Source organism: Streptomyces sp. NPDC002680, from assembly GCF_042889145.1.
Lineage (GTDB): Bacteria > Actinomycetota > Actinomycetes > Streptomycetales > Streptomycetaceae > Streptomyces > Streptomyces adonidis.
Genome location: NZ_JBIAQP010000020.1, coordinates 46158 through 68263 on the forward strand (window position 1 = coordinate 46158; position 22106 = coordinate 68263).

Sequence of the window (22106 nt, forward strand, 5' to 3'; positions counted from 1 at the left end):
CGTCTTCCGTTACGACGTGCAGACGTCCTTCAGCCTGTCGGCCGCCGCGTCGATCTTGCTGGAGTCCGGGCTCGTGTCGCCGTTCAGGATGGACTTGTTGTAGTCGTCGATCGCCTTGTCCAGGTCGTCCACCGCCTTGTCGACCTTGCTGTCGTCCGTGTCCTTGTTGATCTTGTCCAGGTTCTTGTCGATCGTGTCGATGGAGTCGTCGGTCTTCGACGGGTCCTTCACCGCGTCCCAGCCGGCCTCGTGTATCGCCTTGATGCTGTCCGAGATCGAGTCGGCGTTGCTGACGCAGCCCAGGGAGTTGTCGAGGTCTTCGCAGCCGGTCAGCAGCCCGGCGGTCAGGGTGACGGCGGCGACGGCGGTGGCGACGGTGGCGATACGACGGCCACGGCGGCGGTTCGAGGGCATGGCAGGGGTCCCTTCACTTCATTCGCTTCGATGGTTGAGGAGGTTTGGTGTTCGGGCTGGTCAGGCCCAGGGCTGCTGCTCCACGGGGGCGGGCGCCTGCCGCTTCTTGCGGCCCGAGACGAGTCCGCCCGCCGCGCCCAGTGAGACCAGGCCCATGCCTGCGGCGGTCGCGATCCCCTTCACCCCGTCCATCGTGAAGTAGCAGAACGCGGCCACACCGCCGTTGAACAGGAACAGGAACCAGAGTGTGGACGGCTTCGACAGGAACGCCTTGATCCTCGGCTTCTTGGCGATGCGTGAACCGGCCAGCAGCGACACGGCGATGCCTGTGTAGGTGGCCACGTTCTTCTGAGTGCCGTCGAGGACGGTGCCGGAGGCGGTGCTCGCGGCGAGACCGCCCACGAAGAACGACCACAGCAGCAGATTGGCGACGAACGACTTCACGGCGGCGAGCAGCGACTTCACGGACTTTCCTTCGGCAGGGACGGGAGGGAGCAGATGAGGGTCCGGTGCGATCCGTGGACCCCTTGTGTTCTCTGCGGACTACGATCCCGTCGCCCGCTCGCCGCCACGAGGGACCGCTCTCCCGAATGCATGGTGTAGCCCGCTACACCATCTGCTCCCACGCCCCTCCGCATCTCCTCACTCTTGACCGTTGCTTTGTACCGACCGATTGGTCTAACTTTCGTGCGGGGGTTCGCAACGGAGCTGCAATCAGGAGTCGTGCATGAGGAACGAGGGCGACGCCCCGGAGAAAACCGCTGGTCAGGTGGCTGGTCAGGGGTCTGCTCGGGAGGTCGATCAGCCGCCCGGTCGGGTGCTTGTGGTCGGTGCTTCCGCGTCCGGGTTGTCCACGGTGGAGGCGTTGCGGCGCAAGGGTTTTGCGGGTGGGGTCACGGTGCTGGGTGATGAGCCGCATGTTCCGTACGATCGTCCGCCGTTGTCCAAGCAGGTGTTGTCGGGTGCCTGGGAGCCGGAGCGGGCCGAGTTGCGCAGTCAGGAGCAGCTGGCGTCGCTGGATGCCGAGTTCTTGTACGGGGACCCGGCGGTCGGTCTTGATCCGGTGGCGCGGACGGTCCGTACGGAGTCCGGGCGGCAGGTGGGTGCGGACGCGGTCGTGATCGCGACGGGTGTGCGGGCGCGGAAGCTTGCGGGTCAGGACGATCTGGCCGGTGTGCATGTGCTGCGGTCCCTCGATGACGCGTTGGTGTTGCGGGGGGATCTGGTGGCGGGCCGGCGGTTGGTGGTGGTCGGTGAGGGTGTGCTGGGGTCGGAGATCGCGGCGACGGCGCGGGTGCTGGGTCTTGAGGTGACGTTGGCGGGTCCGTTGGCGGGGCCGATGGCGTTGCAGGTGGGTCCGGTGGTGTCGGGGGTGCTGGCGGGGCTGCATGCCGAGCGCGGGGTCACGTTGCGGTTGGGTGAGGGTGTGGTCGGGCTGGCCGGTGAGGGTGGCCGGGTGTCGGGGGTGCGGCTGGCGTCGGGTGAGGTGCTGTCGGCGGATGTGGTCGTGGTGGCGATCGGGGGGATCCCGGCGACCGGGTGGCTGGCGGACAGCGGGCTGACGTTGGACAACGGTGTGGTGTGTGATGCGTACTGCCGTGCGGCCGAGGGTGTGTACGCGGTCGGTGATGTGTCCCGCTGGTATCACGAGGGTCTGGGCCGGTTGTTGCGGCTGGAGAACCGGACGAATGCCACGGAGCAGGGGATGGCGGTCGCGGGGGCGATCCTCGGCGAGGACCGGCCGTATGTGCCGGTGCCGTATTTCTGGACGGATCAGTTCGACGCGAAGCTCCAGGTCCACGGCTTTCTGCCGGCCGATGCCGAGGTGGACGTGGTGGAGGGGGAGTTGGCGGCGCGGCGGTTTGTCGCCCGGTATCGGGTCGGGGGCCGGGTGACCGGGGTCCTCGGCTGGAACATGCCCAAGCAGACTCGGCTGGCCCGCCAGGAGGTCGTCGACGGGCTCGAAGCGGCCCCGGCGCCCAGTCACTGAACGACCATCCACCGAATCACCTACTGAAGGTTCAGGAGAGTTGCCATGAAGGTTGTCGTCGACGAGGAGAAGTGCGTTGCCGCCGGGCAGTGCGTGAACGCCGCGATGGACGTGTTCGACCAGCGTGACGAGGACGGCATCGTCGTCCTTCTGGACGAGAACCCGCCCGCCGAGCTGGCCGAAGACGTACGCAACGCCGCCGCGGTCTGCCCCGCGCTGGCCATCCGCATCGAGGAATGAGCGGCGCCCGCCGCGCTTCCCCCCCCGTCCGCCCCCAGGGACGGCAAGTGTCCGTTCGCCCCGCCCGCCGGGCTGCTCGCACTCCACGACAAGGGACCCGTGTCGCGCGCCCGGATCTGGGATGGCCAGCCCCGCGCTGTCGCTGCCGCTGCCACGGCGCCAACATCCCCGGCAAGCCGATCCGGCAGCTCCTCGACCCGACCGGGCGCCGGAAGCTCCAGGAGCTGATCGCGGACGTCGTCGAGAAGGACTGCACGACGTTCACCTTCTCCAAGACCGGCGCCTGGGCCTGCCCAGTCATTTCATTGACCGATCGGTACACGATACATAACATGCAGGTGGCAGGCCGTCGACGAGGACTGGCGCCAGGAAGAGGGATGACCATGACGACGAAGCGTTGGAAGCAGCGTCCGCCGGGCTCGACCTGGGGCGACTGGGGCGAGGACGACGAGCTGGGCCGGATCAACCTGGTCACGAAGGAGAAGGTCCTCCAGGGTGTGCGCGAGGTCGAGCACGGCATCGCCTTCAGCCTCAGCCTGCCGCTGGACTACCCGGGCGGCTCGGCCATGAACCAGCGCCGCTACCCGCCGATCCTGCGCCCCACCGAGGACCTCCAGCACAACCAGGACGTCTTCTACAACATCAAGGCCAGCGAGCACTTCTCCCCCGACCTCATCGACGTCTGGTCCGACGACGTCGTCACCCTCTGGCTCCAGTACTCCACCCAGTGGGACGCCCTCGCCCACCAGGGAGCCGAGTTCGACGCCGACTCCGACGGCGTCGCCGAAGCCGTCTACTACAACGGCTACCGCGCCGGCACCGACCTCGTCGGACCGCAGGAGGACGCCAAGGGCGACGGCAGCGGCAGCCTCGGCTTCGCCCGCCACCTCGGCCTGGAACACATGGCCGAGCACGGCGTCCAGGGGCGCGGTGTCCTCATCGACATCGCCCATCACCTGGGTACCGGCTACCAGGCCGTCAACTACCGGCAGCTGCGCGAGATCATGGACGCCGACAACGTCACCGTCGAACCCGGCGACATCGTCCTGCTCCACACCGGCTTCGCCACCCAGATCCTCGCCTGGAACAAGAACCCCGACCCGGTCGCCATCCACCAGACCGCCGCCTACCTCGACGCCCACGACCCCGAGATCCTCCAGTGGATCACCGACTCGCAGCTCGCCGGCCTGGTCGCGGACAACTACGCGGTCGAGGGCGTCGGCGTCGGCAACGAGACTGGCCCGCACTCCCTCCTGCCGATCCACCACCTCTGCCTGTTCAAGCTCGGCGTTCCGCTCGGTGAGCTGTGGTACCTCGACAAACTCGCCGCCTGGCTGCGCGAGCACAACCGCAGCCGCTTCCTCCTCACCGCACCCCCACTCAACCTCCCGGGCACACAGGGCAGCCCCCTGACGCCCGTCGCCACGGTCTGAGGACCCCGGAGTCGTTCGGTGCGGGTCGGGATCCTGCCCCTGACCCGCACCGAACTGCCGTTTCTCCGCGTCCCTCCCCACATGGGGGCGCATACCGATCGTGTATCGTCACGCGGTGCCACAGACACTTCCGGGACGCCGGTTCCGGCACCCCGTGACGGCGTACCGGGCTTCGAAGGACTGGTGAAATGCCCCCCACTCGGAGGGAGCGCGGCAAGACCGAGCGCTACTACCGCATGCGCGAGAACGTGGTGGACATCGCCGTCGAGCTGTTCTCGAAGAACGGGTACACCGGCACGGGCGTCGCGGACATCGGCGAGGCGGCCGGACTGGCCCGGGGCGCCCTGTACTACTACATCGGCTCGAAGGAAGCGCTCCTCGCCGAGATCCACGACCGCGTCATGGATCCGCTGCTGAAGGAAGCCACCGCGATCGTCGAACTCGACCTGAGCTTCCAGACCCGGCTGCGACTGCTGTCGGAATCCCTGCTCTGGCAGATCGTCAACAGGCAGGAACACGTCTGGGTGTTCCTGCACGAGTATCGCCAACTTCAGGGCGAGTACCGCGAGTTGTTCCGCGACAAACGGCACCGCTTCGAGTCGTGCATCCGTGGCGTACTCGCCGACGGAAACAGCCGGGGACTGCTCCAGGGGCGCCCGCAGGAGGACTTGGAGCTGGCGACGCTCGCCTTCCTGAACCTGCACAACTACACGTACCAGTGGCTGGCCGGCCGTCGGGACATGCAGGTCGAGGAACTCTCCGCCTTCTACTGCGACATCTTCTTCAACGGCATCCTCACCGAACCCGCCGACCGGGCGGGCGCCGAGGGCGAGTTGGCGGAGGGCCGGGCCGTCCTCCAGGGGCTGCGGGGCATCAAGCCCGAGGTCAGGGCCAAGCCCGTCAAGACCAAGGCGTAGCCCGCGCTGTTCTGTTCCTCTCCTCCTGGGCGTACGTTACGCTCAAGAATGTACCGACCGGTCGACACTTTATTGGAGGACGGAATGCCGATATCCGCCGGGAACGCCGAGGCCGCCGGGCGACGTGTCGTGATCACCGGGGCCGGACGGGGCCTGGGCCGTGTTCTCGCGCAGGCCTTCGACGCGGCAGGGGCGCGGCTGGGGCTCGTGGCGCGTTCCGAGGACGCGCTCAAGGAGGTCGCCGGGACGCTCCAGGGCGACCCCCTCATCTGCGCCGGGGATGTGCGCGAGGAGGCCTTCAACGAGTCCGTCGCCGAGGGCATGGTCGAGCGGTACGGCGGTGTGGACGCCTGGATCTGCAACGCCGGGGTCTCGCCCGGGGTCGCGGCGGTGACCGACACCAGCGCCGACGCCTGGCGCGAGGTCATCGACGTCAACCTGACCGGGACGTTCCTCGGGGCGCGGGCGGGCGCGGCCGTGATGGGCGCCGGAGGGCGGATCATCGTCACCGGTTCCGTCCTTGGCGACCGGCCCAAGGGCGGCCTCGCCGCGTACTCGGCCTCCAAGAGCGGCGTTCAGTCCCTGGTGGGGTCGCTGGCACAGGAGTTGGGGCCGCGCGGGATCACCGTCAACACGGTGGCCCTCGGCTGGTTCGACACCGGGCTCGGCGCGCACTGGCGGCGCAGTGCGGAGCGGGACAGCGGCATCGTCGACCACACGGCACTGGGCCGCTGGGGTACGCCCGACGACCTCCCCGGCATCTATCTCTTCCTGGCCTCCGAGTCCTCGGCCTATGTGACCGGTACGACGATCACGGTCGACGGCGGCTACTCGCTGCTGTGACCGGCTGTTGCCGACCGAGTGGGCCCGTTGGCGTCGCGTGACGTCAACAGGCCCTGCCCGATGATCAGTTGGTGCTGAACACCCGTACGTCCCAGGGGCCGAGCTCCAGTTGGCTGCCCGCCGCGACCGGACCGTCGCCGTTCAGTACGTCCGTCAGGTCGGCCGGTGCCGTTACGCGCACCGGCTCCCAGCTCCAGTTGTGGACGATGTGCACGCGCCGCCCGTCCTCGGCCGTACCGGTGGTCGCCGTGACCGCGACCGGGAGGTCCGCCCAGGCGCTGCGGGCGGCCGGGGTCAGCCAAGTGGCCAGCTCCCGGGCGAGATCGCGGCCCGGGACCGTGCCGACGTACGTCACCTGCCCCGAGCCGTGCCGGCGCGTGGTGACCGCCGGCCAGCGGCCGAAGTGCGGGTGGTCGTACGTCACCAGCGGCTCGGCGTCGGTCACGGTGAGACCGTCGGCCCAGTGCGACGCCGTTGCCCCGTCCGGGAGTTGGAGCGGGCCGCCGGGCACGGCACGCACCGGGATCCCGTCGGGCAGGTTGCTGAACTCGTCGTAGGTGACGCCCGCCGCCTCCACCAGGCGCCCGGGGGCGGGTTCGTGGCGGGCCCGTGCCTCGTGGTCGGCGTACGCCGTGCGCGGGCCGAGGACCAGATGGCCGCCCGCGTGGGCGTACGCGGCGAGCCAGTCGAGGGTCGTGTCGTCGACGACGTACAGCGCCGGGACGACCAGGACCGGGTGCCGGACCACTGCCTCCTCGGGGGTCAGGCCCTCCCGTTCGCCGCTCGGGTCGTGGAGTTGGCGGGCGTGGACGATCCTGACCTGGCGGTCGGCGTCGAAGGCGCCTCGGTAGAAGGGGTCGAAGATCCGGTGGTACGCGGTGTCGTCCGGGCCGCCGTCGCCCGTCGCGAGCGGCGGGTACTTCTGCATCAGCCACTTGCTGGGCGTCGAGTAGACCAGCGTGATGTCGGCGTCCGGTTCGAGACCGGCGACCAGTGGGCCGGCCGCGTCCAACTCGGCTCCCAGCCGGGCCAGTTCGGCGTACGTACGGCCGGGCCTGCCGCTGTGCGGGAGGACACCGCCCCAGTACGTCTCGGCACCGAAGTGCAGGGTGTGCCAGTGCCAGTACTCGATCATCCTGGCCCCGCGCCCGACCAGCGCCCAGGCGGCCTGGCGCCACTGGCCGTCGTAGGCCGGGCGGTTGTGCCAGGGCTCACCGATCGACGAGGCGTTGGTCTCGGTGACCAGGAACGGCGCCTGCTTGGAGGAGAACATCCAGTCGGCGGTCTGGTAGAGGGACCAGACGCCTGTCGTACGCCAGCGCTGCGCGTGCGTGTCCGGTGTCCGGTCGGGGAGCGCGAGAGCGTCCTGCATGTCGTAGTACGGGTTGCCCGACGCGATGTCGAGCCGGTCGGTCAGCTCGTCGTCCTGGACGGCCGGGCGGGTGTACGAGATGCAGGTGGTGACGAACTGGTCGGGGTTCGCGTACTCCCGGACGATGTCGGCCTGCCAGCCGATGAACTCGGTGACCTGGCGGGCCTGGAACTCCCGCCAGGCGACGTCGTACTGGGGCTGGACGTTGCCGTCGGGCGTCCACAGGTCGGCCCAGGTGGACAGGCGGTGCGACCAGTAGACGAGCCCCCATTCGCGGTTCAGGGTCTCGATGTCCCCGTACTTCGCCCGGAGATGGTCGACGAAGCGCTCGAACACGCCCCGGTTGTGCAGGAGTTCGTTCCCGGGTTCGTTGTCGACCTGGAAGCCGATGACCGCCGGGTGACCGGCGTACCGGGCGGCGATCTTCCGGATCACCCGCTCGGCGTGGAACCGGAACGCGGGGTGCGTGAAGTCGACCTCCTGCCGGGCACCCCAGCCGATCCGCTGCCCGGTGGCCCGCTCGCCGGTGATCTCCGGGTACTGGCGGGCCAGCCACGGCGGCACGGCGTACGTCGGAGTCCCGAGGACCACGGAGATACCGCGCTCATGGGCGCCGTCGAGCACCGGCTCCAGCCAGTCGAGGTCGAAGTGCCCGTTCTCCGGCTCCCAGGTCGACCAGACCGACTCGCCGACCCGGATCACGGTGAACCGGGCGTCGGCCATCAGATCGAGGTCGGCCTTGAGCTGTTCGCCGGGACGGTACTCGGGGCCATGCGTGGGCTGGTACTCGTGGTAGTACGCGGCGCCGAAGAGGACGCGGGCGGGCAGAACCGCCATGAAGTCAACCTCCAGGGGAGAAAGGGGAGTTGGGTAACTTGTTTGGCCGGGTGGGGAGTTACTGCTTCACTCCGCCCGTCGCCAGGCCGCTCTGCCAGTACCGCTGGAGCATGAGGAAGGCCACGACGAGCGGGACCACCGAGATCATCGACCCGGTCACGACGAGCGCGAGCATGTCGCTGCTGGCGCCCGCCCCGCCGTTCTGCGCCTGGGCGGCCCAGGAGGAGAGCCCGAGCGTGATCGGGTACAGACTCGAGTCGTTGAGCATGATCAGCGGCAGGAAGTAGTTGTTCCAGGTCGCCACCAGGGTGAACAGCAGCACGGTCACCAGGCCGGGTGCGAGGAGCCGCAGTACGATCTGGGAGAAGATCCGGAACTCCCCGGCCCCGTCCATGCGGGCGGCTTCGAGGATGCTGTCGGGCACGGCGTCCTGGGCGTACACCCGCATGAGATACAGCCCGAAGGGGCTCACCAGTGAGGGCAGGATGATCGCCCACGGCGTGTTCACCAGGCCGACCTTCGCGAACAGCAGATAGGTCGGAATGGCCAGCGCGGTCGCCGGCACCATGACCGCGCCGAGTACGAGGTTGAAGGCGGCGCCGTTCCCACGGAACCGGAACTTGGCGAACCCGTACCCCGCCGCTGCTGCCAGCAGCGCGGCACCGACGGCGCTGACACCGGCGTACAGCAGGGTGTTGAGCAGCCAGTGCAGGAAGACGCCGTCGTCCTGGGTGAAGGTGTCGCGGATGTTCGTCAGCAGTTGCGGGGCGTCGGAGAACCACAGGCCGAAGCTGTTGATCAGGTCCTGGGTGCTCTTCGTCGACGCGATCAGCAGCCAGAGGAGGGGGAGGAGGAAGTAGGCGAGCACCGCCAGCATGGCGATGGTGAGGGGCGTGCTGCGGCGGCGGGACGGGCGTCGGCGGCGCTTCTCGGTGGCTTCGGGAGCCTGGTCGGTCGTCCGAACCACGCTGCTCGCGGGGGGAGTTGTGGTGGTCACGCGGGCCTCCTGCGGTTGGCGGTGAGCAGGAAGGCGTACGAGATGATCACGATGACCAGGCCGAGGAGGAAGGAGACCGCCGCCGCGTAGTTGATCTGCTGGCTGGTGAAGGCGAGCGTGTAGGCGTAGAGGTTGGCGGTGTACGAGCTGTCGATGACGTCCGGGACGATCTTCATCAGCAGGTTGGGCTCGTTGAAGAGCTGGAAGCTGCCGATCACCGAGAAGAGCAGGGTGAGCGTCAACGCGGGCCGCAGCGCCGGGAGTTTGATGGACCAGGCGATCCGCCAGGCGCCTGCTCCGTCCAGTGCCGCGGCCTCGTACAGGTCCGTCGGGATGGTCCGCAGGGCCGCGTACAGGATGATCATGTTGTAGCCGACGAACTCCCAGGTGACGATGTTCGCGAGGCTGCCGAGCATCCAGCTGTCGGTGAGGAAGTGCGGGGCGGGCAGGCTCAGTTTGTCGCTGAGCTGGGCGAACGGGCCGAAGTCGGGGCCGTAGAGGTAGCCCCACATCAGGGTGGCGACCACGCTCGGCACGGCGTACGGCACGAAGATGCCCAGCCGGATCACCTTGGCGAGCCGCAGCAGGCCGCTGTCCAGCGCGAGGGCGAAGAGCAGGGCGAGCAGCAGCATCACCGGGACCTGGATCACGAAGAAGGTCGCCACCCGGACGACGCCCTCGCGGAGCTGCGGGTCCTTGACCGCGGTGAGGTAGTTGTCCAGGCCGACGAACGACGTGCCGCCGACCAACTTCTCCTGGAACAGGCTCAGATAGGCCGCGTAGCCCAGCGGGGCGAGGAAGAGGAGGAGGAACAGGACCATGAAGGGGGCGATGAACAGCGGGCCCGCCGATCGTGGTCGTGCGAGGAGCTTCGGCATCAGGGGGCCGCCTTCACCGTGAAGCCCTGCTTCTTGGCGAACGTGGTGAGCCGCGACTGCCAGCCCGCCAGCGCGGCGACCGTGTCGGTCTTCCGGGCCAGAGACAGGCCGACGGTCTCCGTCCAGTCGGTGGCCACCTGGTCGAGGAAGGGCGGCCACTGGAAGGAGGGGTCGACCTGGGCACTGATGCCGGCGAAGACCTCGTTGACCTTCTGGCCGCCGTAGAAGGCGGGGGTGGCGCCGCTGAAACTCGCGTCCGCGAGCAGCGCCTTGGTGGCGGGGAAGAAGAACTGCTTCGTCGCGAACAGCTTCGCGCTCTCGGGGTCGCTGTTGAGGAACTTGGCGAACTCGGCCGCGGCGATGGGGTTCTTGGTGGAGCGGATCACGGCGGTCGTCGAGCCGCCCCAGTTCCCGGCGCTCGGCTTGGCGGCGTCCCACTGCGGCAGCGGGGCCGCCCGCCACTTGCCTGCGGTGTCCTTGGCCGAACCGGAGAGGAAGGCCGGGCCCCAGGCGCCGACGATCCAGGTGGCGTACTTGCCCTTGTTGAGCGCGGCGTACCAGGAGTCCGTGAAGTCCGGCTCCACCCCGATGACGCCCTCCTGGGCGAGCGCGCCCCAGAACGCGCCGAGCTTCTTGGAGACCGCGTCGTCGACGCTGATGGCTATGTCGCTCTTGCCGGAGGTGACGTACGGCTTGGCGCCCGCCTGCCACAACAGGCCGTGCCAGGCGGCCACTTGGTTCGCGGCGAGGTTGGTGAGGTACACGTCCGGGTCGGCCTTGTGCAGCTTGCGCGCGGCCTCGGCGAACTCGTCCCAGGTCTTGGGCACTTCGATGCCGTGCTTGTCGAAGATGTCCTGCCGGTACAGCATGCCCATCGGGCCGGTGTCCTGCGGGATCGCCCACACCTCGCCGTCGCTGCCGCTGACCTGGCTCCAGGTCCAGTCCACGAACTGCGACTTGAGGGCGGAGGCGCCGTACGGCCGCAGGTCCAGCAGGCTGTCGGTGATCGTGAAGGTCGGGATGGCCTGGAACTCGATCTGCACCAGGTCGGGGGCGCCGCTGCCCGCCTTGAGGGCGGTGCGCAGCTTGGTGTACTCCGGGGTGCCCTGACCGGCGTTGACCGCCTTGACCTTGATCGCCGGGTACTTCTTCTCGAAGAGCGCGATCTCGGCGGCGATCTCCGGGACCCACGTCCAGAACGTCAGCTCGGTCGGGGTCTTCATCGCCTTGTCGATGTCTGCCTGGCTGACCGGCTTCGACGAGGTCGAGCCGCCGTCGGACCCGCCACCGCCACAGGCGGACAGGGCCGCGCCGAGCGAGGCGGCACCGGCCGCGGTGAGCAGGAGACGGCGGCTGAGGGCAGAGGAGGAGACGGGGATTCTGGGCATGGTGGACTCCGGCCAGGACGAAAGGGAGTGATGGGAGGGCAGGGGGAGGCGACAGGTGGGGCAGGCCGGCCTCTTGTGGGTGGGGCTGAGGGTGGGACTACAGGTGGGACTGGGACTGCGGGTGTGGCTACCGGTGGGGCGGGGGCGCGGTGGAGGACCGTACGACGAGGTCGACCGGTGGGTCGCTCGGCGGCAGGGGGTCCGCGTCCGGGTTCTCGATGGCGTGCAGGAGCCGCTTGAGGCCCTCTTGCGCCACAGCGTCGAACGGCTGCCGCACGGTGGTGAGCGGCGGGGTGATGTACGCGGCGACCGGGATGTCGTCGAACCCGACCACGCTGACGTCGTCCGGCACGCGCCGGCCGGCCTCCGTCAGTGCCCGGATCAGCCCGATGGCCATGTCGTCGTTGGCGGCGAACACGGCGGTCACCGAGGGATCCGCGGCGAGTTCACGGCCCGCCGCGTATCCGGAGGCGGCCGACCAGTCGCCCACGACGACGGGCGGCTCGGGCGCGCCATGGGCGGCGAGGGCGGCCCGCCAGGCGGTGAGCCGGTCCCTGGCCGCGAACCAGCGTGGCGGACCGGAGAGGTGATGGACCGTCACATGGCCGAGATCCAGGAGGTGTTGGGTGGCGGCCCGGGTGAGCAGGTCCGCCCCGCCGCCCGAGGTCACCGGGTGGGAGGAGGCGAAGGGTGACGGCGCACCGATGACCAGGACCGGTACGTCGACGGTCAGCTCCGCCACGCCGGCGCCCTCGTCGATCGGCTCGGAGACGACGATGCCGTCCACCCCCTGTTCGAGGAGTGAGCCGACGGCACCGGCGACGCCCGCCGGGTCGCCCTCCATCGTGTTGACGACCCGCAGCGCGTACCCGGTGTCCCGGACGGCGCGCTCGATGCCCATCAGCAGTGACGCAGGCCCGTACAGGGCGGTACCCAGCGTCACCACGCCGATGGATCGCGTCCGTCCGGAGGCGAGCGCCCGGGCGGCGTTGTTCATCCGGTAGCCGAGGTCCTCGGCGGCCTGGAGAACACGGCGCCGGACGTCCTCGGAGACGTACCGCTCACCGTTGAGAACCCGGGACACGGTCTTCTGGGAGACCCCCGCGAGGCGTGCCACGTCGACGCTGCGGGGCGTCGACGAGGCGGCACCCCGTCCTGTCTGTCGTGTCACGGCGACTCCTCACGGATTTCTGACTGCGCTGTCATGACTGCGCAGTCATATGTACGCAGTCGGACGGGGCACGTCAAGGGTTCGCGCAATCCCGGCGTAACTTTCGGGGTCCGGGCGGTGGCCGTTCCGCCGCTCCCGGTGTCGCCCGGCGTCCATGATTCGCCCGCTTCCTGGGTAGCTACCGGGTTTCCCGCGTCGTAGTGAGGAGAGCCGCCCGTGCCGCTGCCCGACATCGAGTCCCTGGCCCGTACCGCCCTGCCCGAGATGACCGACGACCTGCGGACACTGGTCGAGTACGAGACCCCCAGCGACGACAAGGCGCTGCTGTCCGCCGGTCTCGCCGCGATCGAGGACTGGGCGCACCGGCGCCTCGGCCCGCCGGACGAGGCCGTCCGCCACGACGGGGGCGAGCACGGAGACGTCCTGGAACTCCTGTACCGGGGCACCTCGGAGACGACCGTGCTGCTGCTCGCCCACTACGACACCGTGTGGCCGGCCGGCACCCTCGCCGAGTGGCCGTTCACCGTGACGGACGACGGCCGGGTGAGCGCGCCGGGCGCCTTCGACATGAAGTGCGGCCTGGTCCAGGCGATCTGGGCGCTGCGCCTGCTGCGCGAACGGAACCTGCCGCTCCCGACGGTACGGCTGCTCCTCAACGGCGACGAGGAGATCGGCAGCCCCTTCTCCCGGCCGTACATCGAGCGGCTCAGCGAGCGGGTCGCGGCCACGCTGGTGTGCGAACCGGCGGCGGGGCAGGACGGCGACCTGAAGACGGCCCGCAAGGGCGTCGGCCTCTTCGAGGTGGCCGTGGAGGGCGTGGAGGCCCACGCGGGCCTGGACCCGTACGGCGGCGCGAGCGCCGTGCACGCCCTCGCCGAACTCGTCACGCGCATCGCGGAGTTGGGCTCACGCGAGCACGGCACGACGGTCAACGTCGGTGTGATCAGCGGCGGTACGGGACGCAACGTCATCGCCGGACACGCCCGCTGCGGTGTCGACGTACGTATCGCCGACCCCGCCGAGGCGGCCCGCGTCGACACCGAACTGGCCGCCCTCACGGCCTCCGACCCCCGGGTACGGGTGACCGTCACCGGCGGCTGGAACCGCCCGGCGATGGTGCCGACGCCCGCCTCTCAACTCCTGTTCAAACAGGCGCAGTCGGTGGCGTCCGGGCTCGGCTGGACTATCCGCGAGACGGGCGTGGGCGGGGCGAGCGACGGCAACTTCGTCTCCGCGCTGGGACGCCCGGTCCTCGACGGTCTCGGCCCGGTGGGCGGGGGTGCGCACGCGCGGGACGAGCATGTGCTGCTGGGGCACGTGCCCGCGCGTACGGCGCTGCTCGCGGGGCTGCTGACGGCCCACGCGGAACAGTTCGCCCCGCACGTACGTTGAGGGAGCAGTCGGCTCTTCTGAACGGGGACTGCGATGACGCACGAAGCGAAGACCACAGTGACGACGGCCGAAGCGCAGGCCCCGGAGACCGCCGAGGCGGTACGGCAGGCCCGGTTCGGGCAGCTGCCGGACCGGATTCGCCTGGAGGACATGGTGGCGGCGCAGCCGGCGTCGGTGCCGGACCCGGCGAAGGGCGCGTACAACGAGGACGAGTGGCTGGTCCGCTACTGCCTGTGAGGCGAGGCCGGGGCGGTCTTCCCGGTCCCGGCGCACCGGGGCGTCTCAGGACGTGAGCATCTCGTCCCGCTCGGTGGGCGGGGTGCCGCCGTGCCACGGCAACGGCCCGCCCAAGCACACCAGTTCGCCGTACAGGGCGGGATCGACACTCTCCGCCAGGACCAGGTCCAGTACGGGCCCGGCCGCCCGCGCCGGTGTCCGGGCGTGGCCGTAGTCGCTGAACCAGGGGCGGGACGCCCGGGTGTCGACCATGCCCGGGCAGACCGCCGCGACCAGGGTCCCGGTGGCGAGGTCGCGCTCCCGCCGCTCACCCGCGACCGCCCGTACGGCGGCGACCTGGGCCACCTTCGACGGCACGTTCAGCCAGCGCGGCCAGCCCGCCTCCTCGGCCTTCCCGGCGCGCGGCGGCACGCCAGGACGCGACGACCGGTATGGGCCTCGGGCGGGGGCTCCGGTTCCGGTTCGGGCTCCGGCGAGGGCCGGCTGCTCGGGGTGTGGCCCGGGCTGGACGAACGGCCCGAGATCGCGCACACGGCACGCGACTGGCTGGCCAGGCTCCAGCTCGTCGCGGCGGGCTGCGGCCTGACCACGATCCCCGCCGCACTGGCCCCGGCGGCGCCCCGGGGCGTATGCGTGCTGCCGGTGCGGGGCGGCCCGCAGGAGCAGCGGCGGATGCTGCTGGCCCGGCTTCCGGGGCGGCCCACGGAGGCGGTGGCGCGGGTCGCGGAGGCGCTTCGGGCGGCGGCGTTCGATGCCGACGCGCCGGTGCGGACGTGAGCGGGCGGGCCGCCGGAAGATCTCCGGCGGCCCGCCCGTGGGGAGGGGGGAAGGGAAGGTGGGTCAGCTCACGTCGGAGGCGTCCAGGCGGTACAGGCCGCTGCTGGTCGAGGTGGACGTGGATGTGGATGTGGACGTCGAGGTGGAAGTCGACGAGCTGCTCGTCGAACTGGAGCTGTACTCCGAGGAGTTGACCGCCGTGCCGTGCTCCTTCACCCAGGTGGCGATCTCGGAGTTGGTCCCCTGGCCGCCGTCGCTGCTGACGATGATGTAGTGCAACTTGCCTGCCTTCACCAGGCTCTTGAGCTTGGCCAGGGTCATCGCGTTGTCGCTGCCCGACCAGCCGCCCATGGAGATGACCGGCTGGCCAGACTCCAGGATGATCGAGGACGCCGTCTGGTCGGTGGCCACCGCCAGCAGCCAAGTCGCCCCGTCCTGGTGCTTCTTGAGGTACGTGATCATGTCCGACGACACCTGGGTGCCGCCGCCCATCCCGCCACCACCGCCGCCGGTGCCTCCGCCGTCACCGCTCGGACGCGTGCCCGACTCGGCCGCCGCCTCCGACGAACTCCCGCTGGAGGACGACGAGTTGCCCGACGGGGGCGTCCCCATGGACTGGCCGCCGCCGTTGCTCGTACCGCTGCTGCTGCTCGTACCCCCGGAGCCCTGCGGAGCACCGCCGCCGCCACCCATGCCGCCACCCATTCCGCCGCCCGTGCTGGGACCGGCCGTCGGGTTGGTGCCGTTGGTGCTGGAGGTCGCGGCCGAGACCGAGTAGGCGGCCGGGCCGGCGAGCAGAGCGACCACCGCGGCCAGTGCCGCGATGCCCATCAGACGGTGCCGCTTGGTGAAGCGGCCGACCAGCAGGCCCAGTACGGCGATGGTGCCCGCGACCGCCACCACGATCTCCGCGACCGTGTACAGCGTGCCGGAGCCGGACACCCGCTGGAGCAGGACGACCGCCCAGACCGCGCTCGCCGCGATCGCCAGCGGAAGAACCCACGCCCACTTGGCCGCCGAGCCCTCACGGAAGGCGCGGTAGAGCATGACGCCGCCGGCGCCGGCCAGGGCCGCGATATCGGGAGCCATGGCCGTGACGTAGTACGGGTGGAAGGTGCCTTCGGCGAGGGCGAAGGTCAGGTAGTGCAGGACGAACCAGCCGCCCCAGAGCATCAGCGCCGCGCGCTTGGCGTCCGTACGAGGGGCGCGGCCGCGCAGGACCAGGCCCGCGACCAGGGCGATCAGCGCGAAGGGGATCAGCCACGAGATCTGGCCGCCCATGATCTCGTTGAACATCCGGTAGAGACCGGCCTCGCCGCCGAAGCTCGCGCCGTTGCCCTGCGAGCCCACCGACGAACTCGCCCCGAAGATCCGGCCGAAGCCGTTGTAGCCGATGACCAGGTCCCAGACCGTGTTGTCGGTCGAGCCGCCGATGTAGGGGCGGGAGGAGGCCGGGATCAGGTCGACGACCACCATCCACCAGGCGGAGGAGACGATCAGGGCCACCGTGCCGACGGCCAGGTTGCGGATGCGCCTGCCCAGGCCCGCGTTGGCCGCCCAGAGGTAGACCAGGAAGAAGACCGGCAGGACGACGTACGCCTGCATCATCTTGGTGTTGAACGCGAAGCCGATCGCCACACCCGACCACACCAGCGGCATCAGCCGTCCCGTGCGCACCGACTTCATCAGGGCGGCCGCGCCCAGCAGCATCAGGAAGACCAGGATCGGGTCCGGGTTGGTGTCCCGGGTGATCGCCACCGTGATGGGGGTGAGAGTCAGCGCGAGGGCCGAGATCGTCGCCGCCACCGGGCCGAAGTCACGCTTCACCATGCGGAACAGCAGGGCGACCGAGCCCGTGCCGACCGCGACCATTGGCAGCATCAACTGCCAGGTCCCGTAACCGAACACGCGGGCCGACAGGCCCATCACCCAGAGGGCGAAGGGGGGTTTGTCGACGGTGATGAAGCTGCCGGAGTCCAACGCCCCGAAGAAGAACGCCTTCCAGCTCTTCGTGCCGCTGTACACGGCCGCGTTGTAGAAGGTGTTGCCGGTGATGGAGGAGAGGTTCCAGGCGTAGAGCGCCGTCGCGAGGAGGAGGATGCCCCAGAGAGTCGGGCGGGTCCAGCTCGGGTCCTCGGGGGCGCCGGTGAACAGGCGCTTGGCGCGGGCCGCGAGACCGCCGCCCGACATCGGGGGTTCGGCGCGGTGGCGGGGCGCGGGTGCGCTGTCGCGGGTCGGCGGCGGGGCGAGGGTCGTCATGACGCGTACTCCAAGCTGGGGACGGGGGTGTTGCTGGTGACGTGCTGAGGTGCGCCCACGGGGCTCTGCGCGGGTACGCGACGCGGTACGGCGATCCGGGTGCGGCCGGTGACACCGGCGCGCAGCATCCGGCGTATGCCTCTGAGGTCGTCGAGGGCGGTACGGACGATGTCGACCCGGCTGTCGGGGTCGTCCACCCAGTCGACCGGCACCTCGTGGATGCGGAGGCGGTTGCGCTGGGCCAGGACGAGCAACTCGGTGTCGAAGAACCAGGCGTTGTCCTCGATGTGGGGAGCCAAGGCCCGGAAGACATCCGTGCGGACCGCCTTGAAGCCGCACTGGGCGTCCGAGAAGCGGGCCGCGAGGCCGAGCCTCAACAGGACGTTGTACGAGCGGGAGACGAACTCGCGCTTCGGGCCGCGCACCACGTCGGCCTGGCGGTGCAGCCGGCTGCCGATGGCCACGTCGCTGTGGCCGGAGAGAAGGGGGGCCACCAGCGGGAGGAAACCCGCGAGGCCCGTGGACAGGTCGACGTCCATGTAGGCGACCACGTCGGCCGTGGAGTCGCTCCACACGTGCTTCAGCGCGCGGCCCCGGCCCTTGGCGTCCAGATGGACGGCGTGGACGTGGGGGAGATGGAGCGTCAGGTCGGTCGCGACCTGCCAGGTGGCGTCAGTGCTGGCGTTGTCCGCGACCGTGATGCGGAACGGGAACGGGAAGGAGGCTTCGAGGTAGGCGTGGAGACGGCCGATGCTCTCGGCGAGTACGTGCGCCTCGTTGTACACCGGCACCACGATCTCGACCGAACGCTGCCGGACGCCCCTCGCGTTCGTTTCGTTCATGCCAGTGACGATCGGGGCCGTATCTGGGGCGACCCTGAGGCGACTCTGAGCGACGAATGAGAATCAGCGGACTCACAGGTTGCTCATAGGCACCCGGTGACACGTGACGTGCTGACACGTGACTTCAGGCCGTGTGCGCGTTCCCGCCGCCCGGCGCCGCCGACGCGATCAACTGGTCGATCAGCGCGATCAGTACGTCCCGGCAGGACTCCCGGTCCCGCGCGTCGCACAGCAGGACCGGAGTGTGCTCCGGCAGCGCCAGCGCCTCCCGGATCTCGTCCGGCTCGTACGGATGCTCCCCGTGGAAGCCGTTCACCCCGACGACGAACGGGATGTCCCGGCGCTCGAAGAAGTCGATCGCCGCGAAGCTCGACTCCGGCCGGCGTACGTCGATGAGGACCACGGCCCCCAGCGCGCCGATCGCGAGGTCGTTCCACATGAACCAGAACCGCTGCTGTCCCGGCGTACCGAAGAGGTACAGGATCAGTTCCTGGCTCAGCGTGATGCGGCCGAAGTCGAGGGCCACGGTGGTGGCCTTCTTCTCCTCGATGCCGTCGAGGTCGTCGATGCCGAGGCCGGCCGCGGTGAGCGGCTCCTCGGTGCGCAGCGGCACGATCTCGCTGACCGAGCCGACCATCGTCGTCTTGCCCACGCCGAAGCCGCCGGCGATGAGGATCTTGACCGTGTCGGGCGCCGAGGTCCCGTTCGCGGTCGGGCTAGAGCCGGCCAAGGCCGTCCCTCACTTTCTGGAGCAGGTCCATGTCCGTGGTGCGCGAGATCTGGCGCGGGGACTGGGCGGTGATCCGGCCGGCCTCCAGCAGATCGCACAGCATGATGACGACCACGCTCACCGGCAGGTCCAGATGGGCCGCCAGCTCCGCCACCACGACGGGCCGTGCGCACAGCCGCAGGATCCGAGCGTGCTCGGGCTGTGGCCGGGCGCCGCCGTCAGGCTGCGGCTCCACCGCCGTCACCGACGTGATCAGCGTGAAGTCGGCGCGGCTGGGCCGGGTCCGCCCGCCGGTGAGCGTGAACGGCCGTACGAGCCGGCCGGCCGCGTCGCTTCCGGTCACTTCACTCGCCGGCCGCGCCGGCGACCCCGGCACGCGGCGCCGCGCTGAGGTGCTCGCCGATCTTCTTCACCAGCATGTTCATCTGGTACGCCACCACCCCGACGTCCGCTCCCTGGCTGGTGAGGACGGCCAGATGGGCCCCGGGACCGGCCGCCGTGAGGATCAGGTAGCCGTTGCGCATCTCGATCAGCGCCTGGCGCACCGGACCGCCGCGGAAGTCCATGCTGACGCCCTTGCTGAGGCTCATCAGCCCGGACGCGGTCGCCGCGAGCCGCTCGGCGTCGTCGCGCAGGAACGCCGTCGACCTGCTGACGACCAGTCCGTCCTCGGAGAGCACGACGGCGTGGTTCACCTCGGCTACCCGGTCCACGAGTCCGGTGAGCAACTGGTCCAGCTCGGTGTGCGTGGCGGGGGTGGGGCGTGTCATTTCTCTGTCCTTCATCAGCGGTCTGCGGGCGGAGTCGAGGTGACCGGAGTGCCTGCGTCGGGGAGCGGTGCGTCGGGTTCCTGAGGCGAGTCGTCCTCCCCATGGTCGTACTGCTCTTCGGCGTCGTCGTCACGGGCCTGGAGCGTTCCGCGCTGGAAACCGGAGAGCGAGGAGGCCGCGCGCTCCGCCGAGAACTCGTCGAGCGCGTCCTCTGACGTGCCGTCGGTCTCGGTGTCCTCCCGCAGCTCGGCGGCCAGACTGGTCTGCGGCACCCGGCGCGGCAGCGGGGTGAGCCCGCCCTTGCGCGCGGCGCCCTTCTCGGCCTTGCCCTCACCGCCGCGGCCCGCCCCGACGAGGGCGGCAGACCGGGGCGCGGGACCGGCGTCGGCGGTCCGGACGCGGGCCGCGACGGGCGGTGTCTCCCGGTCCCGGACGCGCTCGTGCGCCGGCCGCTCCGCGACGACCGGCCCCGGCGCCTCGGCGGACGCCTTCTCCGTATCCGAGGAGTCCGTGTCCGGCGCGGCGAGTTCGCGTACGACGACATCGTGCGGGATCAGCACGATCGCCGTCGTACCGCCGTACGGCGAGGACCGCAGCGTGACCTGGATGCCGTGCCGGACGGCGAGCCGCGCGATCACGAACATGCCGAGCCGCAGGTCGTCGGCGAGCGCCACCACGTCGAACTGCGGGGCCTCGGCCAGGTGTTCGTTGAAGGACGCGTAGTCCTCCTCGGACATGCCGAGACCGCGGTCCTCGATCTCGATGGCCAGACCTCGGGCGACCATCGCGGCCCGTACGCCGACCGGGCTGGGCGCGGGGGAGTAGGCGGTCGCGTTGTCGATCAGCTCCGCCAGCAGATGGATGACGTCGGCCACCGCGGGCGGCGCGAGATACACGTCCTCCTCGGTCTGTACGTCGACCCGCTGGTACTCGGCGACCTCACCGACGGCGCTGCGCAGGATGTCGATCAGCGCGACCGGCTCGGTCCAGCTGCGGCCGGGCCGTTCACCGCTGATGATGACGAGGTTCTCCTCGTACCGGCGCAACTGGCTGGCCGTCGAGTCGAGTTCGTACAGCCCCTTGAGGATCTCCGGGTCCTGGTGGGCGCGTTCCAGCGCGTCCAGCTTGGTGAGCTGGAGGTTGACCAGGTTCTGGCTCTGCCGGGCGATGCCCAGGATGACCTTCTGGAACCCGCGCCGGGTGTCGGCGAGTTCGACCGCGGTGTGTACGGCCGTGCGCTGCGCGGCGTTGAACGCGTGGGCCACCTGGCCGAGTTCGTCGTGGCCGTAGTCCAGCGGCGGGGTGGCCGACTCGACGTCGACCTTCTCGCCCCGGTTGAGCCGCGCGACCACGTCCGGCAGCCGCTCCTCGGCAAGCCCCAGGGTGGCCATGCGCAGCCCGCGCAGCCGGCGGGACAGGGACCGGGTGATGCGCCACGAGAGGATGATGCACAGCAGCAGCGCGACGAGTCCGCCGGCGCTCAGCGAGGCGGCCTTGATCAGCAGCGACCGGGCCTCGTCGGAGCTGCGGTCGAGCAGCCCCCTGGTCTCGTCGTGGATCAGCGAGCCGTACTGGACGCTCAGTTCGTCCATCGCGGCGGACCACTGCTTCTGCTTGTCCGGCAGGGTGATCTTCCGGTCGGCGCCGCCGCCGGGCGTGCCCGACGCGAGCACCTGGTCCTCGATGGAGGTGAGGGTCTTCCAGGCGGAGCCCGCCAGGATCGCCTCGGTACGGGTCTTCGCCGTGCCGCTCAGGGACTGGATCAGCTGGTCCTCGACGACCCAGCGCCGCGCGCTGACCAGTCGGACGTACGACTCCCACTCCTTCTGGTCCAGACTCCCCGAGGTCCAGGCCAGGTTGAGCTGCGAGTCCTCCTGGGCGACCAGTTCGGCGGCCTGCTCCAGCGAGACGAGCGGGCCGGCCTGGGAGGTGAGGTCGCCGTCGTCGACCTGGGACAGCTCCTGGAAGGCGTGGATCTGGTTGCCGATGATCGACGAGTACTGGTCCAGCGCCTGCTGGGCGGAGATGTCGGTGAGCCGGTCGACCTGACCCCGGTAGTACTCCAGGCTGCCCGCCGCCGCGATCACCGAGTACATCCGCTCGCTGATACGGTCGGGGGCCTCCTGGATGGCCTTGGTCTGGCCGACCAGCTTCGCGACCGCCTTGTCCGTCACCTCGCGCTGCGCGTCCAGGGCGCTGCGGTCGCCCCTGGGCGAGGCCAGCCACTCGGCCGACAGCGTGCGCTCCTTCTGCAACGCCATCGTGGCGTCGGTGCCCATGGCACCGGTCGCCTTGCTGAGCCCCGTCTGGTCCCGCAGCCGCAGGCCCTCCGAGAACATCTGAATCGTCGTCACGCCCCACATCGCGGCGAGGGTGACGCTCGGCACCAGCGCGAGCAGGATCAGCGAGAGACGTATGGAGCCGAGACGGCGCCGGGCACCTTTGCGTGGAGGCATCGTCGTCCTAGAGCGATCAGCGGTGAGCGGGAGTGACGGGTGACAACTGACAGGGGCGGCGGAAGCGGAACAGGCTGTGGAACATGTTTCCGGGTCCGCAGGATGCTATCCGTACAAGTGAACGTACGCACCGTGAGCCCCCAAAGCTTGGTGCAGCCGTTGT

20 protein-coding genes and 2 pseudogenes are annotated in these 22106 nt (G+C 70.0%); 8 read left to right on the forward strand and 14 right to left on the reverse strand.

Going from position 1 to position 22106, the window contains the following annotated elements:
* Nucleotides 1-9: 9 nt before the first annotated feature.
* Entirely contained in the window at nt 10-414 is a 405-nt protein-coding gene (locus ACFYXF_RS40265) for a hypothetical protein (RefSeq protein ID WP_369029549.1), read from the reverse strand.
* A 60-nt stretch (nt 415-474) separates the two neighbouring features.
* Nucleotides 475-879 (reverse strand): hypothetical protein, encoded by a 405-nt coding sequence (locus tag ACFYXF_RS40270; RefSeq protein ID WP_389357108.1) that lies wholly within the window; start codon nt 877-879, stop codon nt 475-477.
* Nucleotides 880-1231: 352 nt separating this feature from the next.
* On the opposite strand from ACFYXF_RS40270, the gene ACFYXF_RS40275 reads away from it, so the two are divergent.
* From ACFYXF_RS40275 to ACFYXF_RS40295, 5 genes are all read left to right on the forward strand, one after another.
* Nucleotides 1232-2404, forward strand: a complete 1173-nt coding sequence (locus ACFYXF_RS40275; protein ID WP_389357434.1) for an NAD(P)/FAD-dependent oxidoreductase — start codon at nt 1232-1234, stop codon at nt 2402-2404.
* 45 nt (nt 2405-2449) lie between these two features.
* Nucleotides 2450-2644, forward strand: coding sequence for a ferredoxin (locus ACFYXF_RS40280; protein ID WP_389354138.1), 195 nt, complete (start codon nt 2450-2452; stop codon nt 2642-2644).
* A 383-nt stretch (nt 2645-3027) separates the two neighbouring features.
* Complete coding sequence (locus ACFYXF_RS40285; RefSeq protein ID WP_389357110.1) at nt 3028-4077, forward strand: cyclase family protein; 1050 nt, start codon at nt 3028-3030, stop codon at nt 4075-4077.
* Between the two features lie 188 nt (nt 4078-4265).
* Complete coding sequence (locus tag ACFYXF_RS40290) at nt 4266-4994, forward strand: TetR/AcrR family transcriptional regulator (protein ID WP_389357112.1); 729 nt, start codon at nt 4266-4268, stop codon at nt 4992-4994.
* Nucleotides 4995-5078: 84 nt separating this feature from the next.
* A complete protein-coding gene (locus ACFYXF_RS40295) occupies nt 5079-5837 on the forward strand; it encodes an SDR family NAD(P)-dependent oxidoreductase (protein ID WP_389357114.1) in 759 nt (252 codons plus the stop codon).
* Nucleotides 5838-5901: 64 nt separating this feature from the next.
* Here ACFYXF_RS40295 and ACFYXF_RS40300 read toward each other — a convergent pair whose 3' ends face one another.
* From ACFYXF_RS40300 to ACFYXF_RS40320, 5 genes are all read right to left on the reverse strand, one after another.
* Nucleotides 5902-8046: a beta-galactosidase gene (locus tag ACFYXF_RS40300; RefSeq protein ID WP_389357116.1), complete on the reverse strand. Its 2145-nt coding sequence runs from the start codon at nt 8044-8046 to the stop codon at nt 5902-5904.
* Between the two features lie 58 nt (nt 8047-8104).
* Entirely contained in the window at nt 8105-9043 is a 939-nt protein-coding gene (locus ACFYXF_RS40305) for a carbohydrate ABC transporter permease (RefSeq protein ID WP_389357118.1), read from the reverse strand.
* Nucleotides 9040-9921 (reverse strand): carbohydrate ABC transporter permease, encoded by an 882-nt coding sequence (locus ACFYXF_RS40310; protein ID WP_389357120.1) that lies wholly within the window; start codon nt 9919-9921, stop codon nt 9040-9042. The genes ACFYXF_RS40305 and ACFYXF_RS40310 overlap by 4 nt, the downstream gene beginning before the upstream one ends.
* Nucleotides 9921-11309, reverse strand: a complete 1389-nt coding sequence (locus tag ACFYXF_RS40315) for an ABC transporter substrate-binding protein (protein WP_389357122.1) — start codon at nt 11307-11309, stop codon at nt 9921-9923. The genes ACFYXF_RS40310 and ACFYXF_RS40315 overlap by 1 nt, the downstream gene beginning before the upstream one ends.
* Nucleotides 11310-11436: 127 nt before the next feature.
* Nucleotides 11437-12480, reverse strand: a complete 1044-nt coding sequence (locus tag ACFYXF_RS40320; protein ID WP_389357124.1) for a LacI family DNA-binding transcriptional regulator — start codon at nt 12478-12480, stop codon at nt 11437-11439.
* A 264-nt stretch (nt 12481-12744) separates the two neighbouring features.
* Here ACFYXF_RS40320 and ACFYXF_RS40325 point away from each other — a divergent pair, with 264 nt between their 5' ends.
* Together ACFYXF_RS40325 and ACFYXF_RS40330 are read left to right on the forward strand one after the other, a co-directional pair.
* Nucleotides 12745-13872 (forward strand): M20 family metallopeptidase, encoded by a 1128-nt coding sequence (locus ACFYXF_RS40325; RefSeq protein WP_389357436.1) that lies wholly within the window; start codon nt 12745-12747, stop codon nt 13870-13872.
* A gap of 33 nt (nt 13873-13905) precedes the next feature.
* Nucleotides 13906-14109 (forward strand): hypothetical protein, encoded by a 204-nt coding sequence (locus ACFYXF_RS40330; RefSeq protein ID WP_389357126.1) that lies wholly within the window; start codon nt 13906-13908, stop codon nt 14107-14109.
* Nucleotides 14110-14154: 45 nt separating this feature from the next.
* On the opposite strand, the pseudogene ACFYXF_RS40335 reads toward ACFYXF_RS40330, so the two are convergent.
* Nucleotides 14155-14533, reverse strand: a pseudogene (locus tag ACFYXF_RS40335) (carbonyl reductase); the annotation flags it as partial.
* A 32-nt stretch (nt 14534-14565) separates the two neighbouring features.
* Between ACFYXF_RS40335 and ACFYXF_RS40340 the strand changes: the two are divergent.
* Nucleotides 14566-14886 (forward strand): annotated as a pseudogene (locus ACFYXF_RS40340) (LysR substrate-binding domain-containing protein); the annotation flags it as partial.
* Between the two features lie 63 nt (nt 14887-14949).
* Here ACFYXF_RS40340 and ACFYXF_RS40345 read toward each other — a convergent pair.
* From ACFYXF_RS40345 to ACFYXF_RS40370, 6 genes are all read right to left on the reverse strand, one after another.
* Entirely contained in the window at nt 14950-17145 is a 2196-nt protein-coding gene (locus ACFYXF_RS40345; protein ID WP_389357128.1) for an ArnT family glycosyltransferase, read from the reverse strand.
* A complete protein-coding gene (locus tag ACFYXF_RS40350; protein WP_389357130.1) occupies nt 17142-17987 on the reverse strand; it encodes a dolichyl-phosphate beta-glucosyltransferase in 846 nt (281 codons plus the stop codon). Before ACFYXF_RS40350 ends, ACFYXF_RS40345 begins: the two co-directional genes overlap by 4 nt.
* Before the next feature lie 124 nt (nt 17988-18111).
* Complete coding sequence (locus tag ACFYXF_RS40355) at nt 18112-18717, reverse strand: ATP/GTP-binding protein (RefSeq protein ID WP_389357132.1); 606 nt, start codon at nt 18715-18717, stop codon at nt 18112-18114.
* Nucleotides 18704-19060: a DUF742 domain-containing protein gene (locus ACFYXF_RS40360; protein ID WP_389357134.1), complete on the reverse strand. Its 357-nt coding sequence runs from the start codon at nt 19058-19060 to the stop codon at nt 18704-18706. Before ACFYXF_RS40360 ends, ACFYXF_RS40355 begins: the two co-directional genes overlap by 14 nt.
* Before the next feature lies 1 nt (nt 19061).
* Nucleotides 19062-19487, reverse strand: a complete 426-nt coding sequence (locus ACFYXF_RS40365; protein WP_053746758.1) for a roadblock/LC7 domain-containing protein — start codon at nt 19485-19487, stop codon at nt 19062-19064.
* Between the two features lie 14 nt (nt 19488-19501).
* Nucleotides 19502-21943, reverse strand: a complete 2442-nt coding sequence (locus tag ACFYXF_RS40370) for a nitrate- and nitrite sensing domain-containing protein (RefSeq protein ID WP_389357137.1) — start codon at nt 21941-21943, stop codon at nt 19502-19504.
* Between the last annotated feature and the right edge of the window lie 163 nt (nt 21944-22106).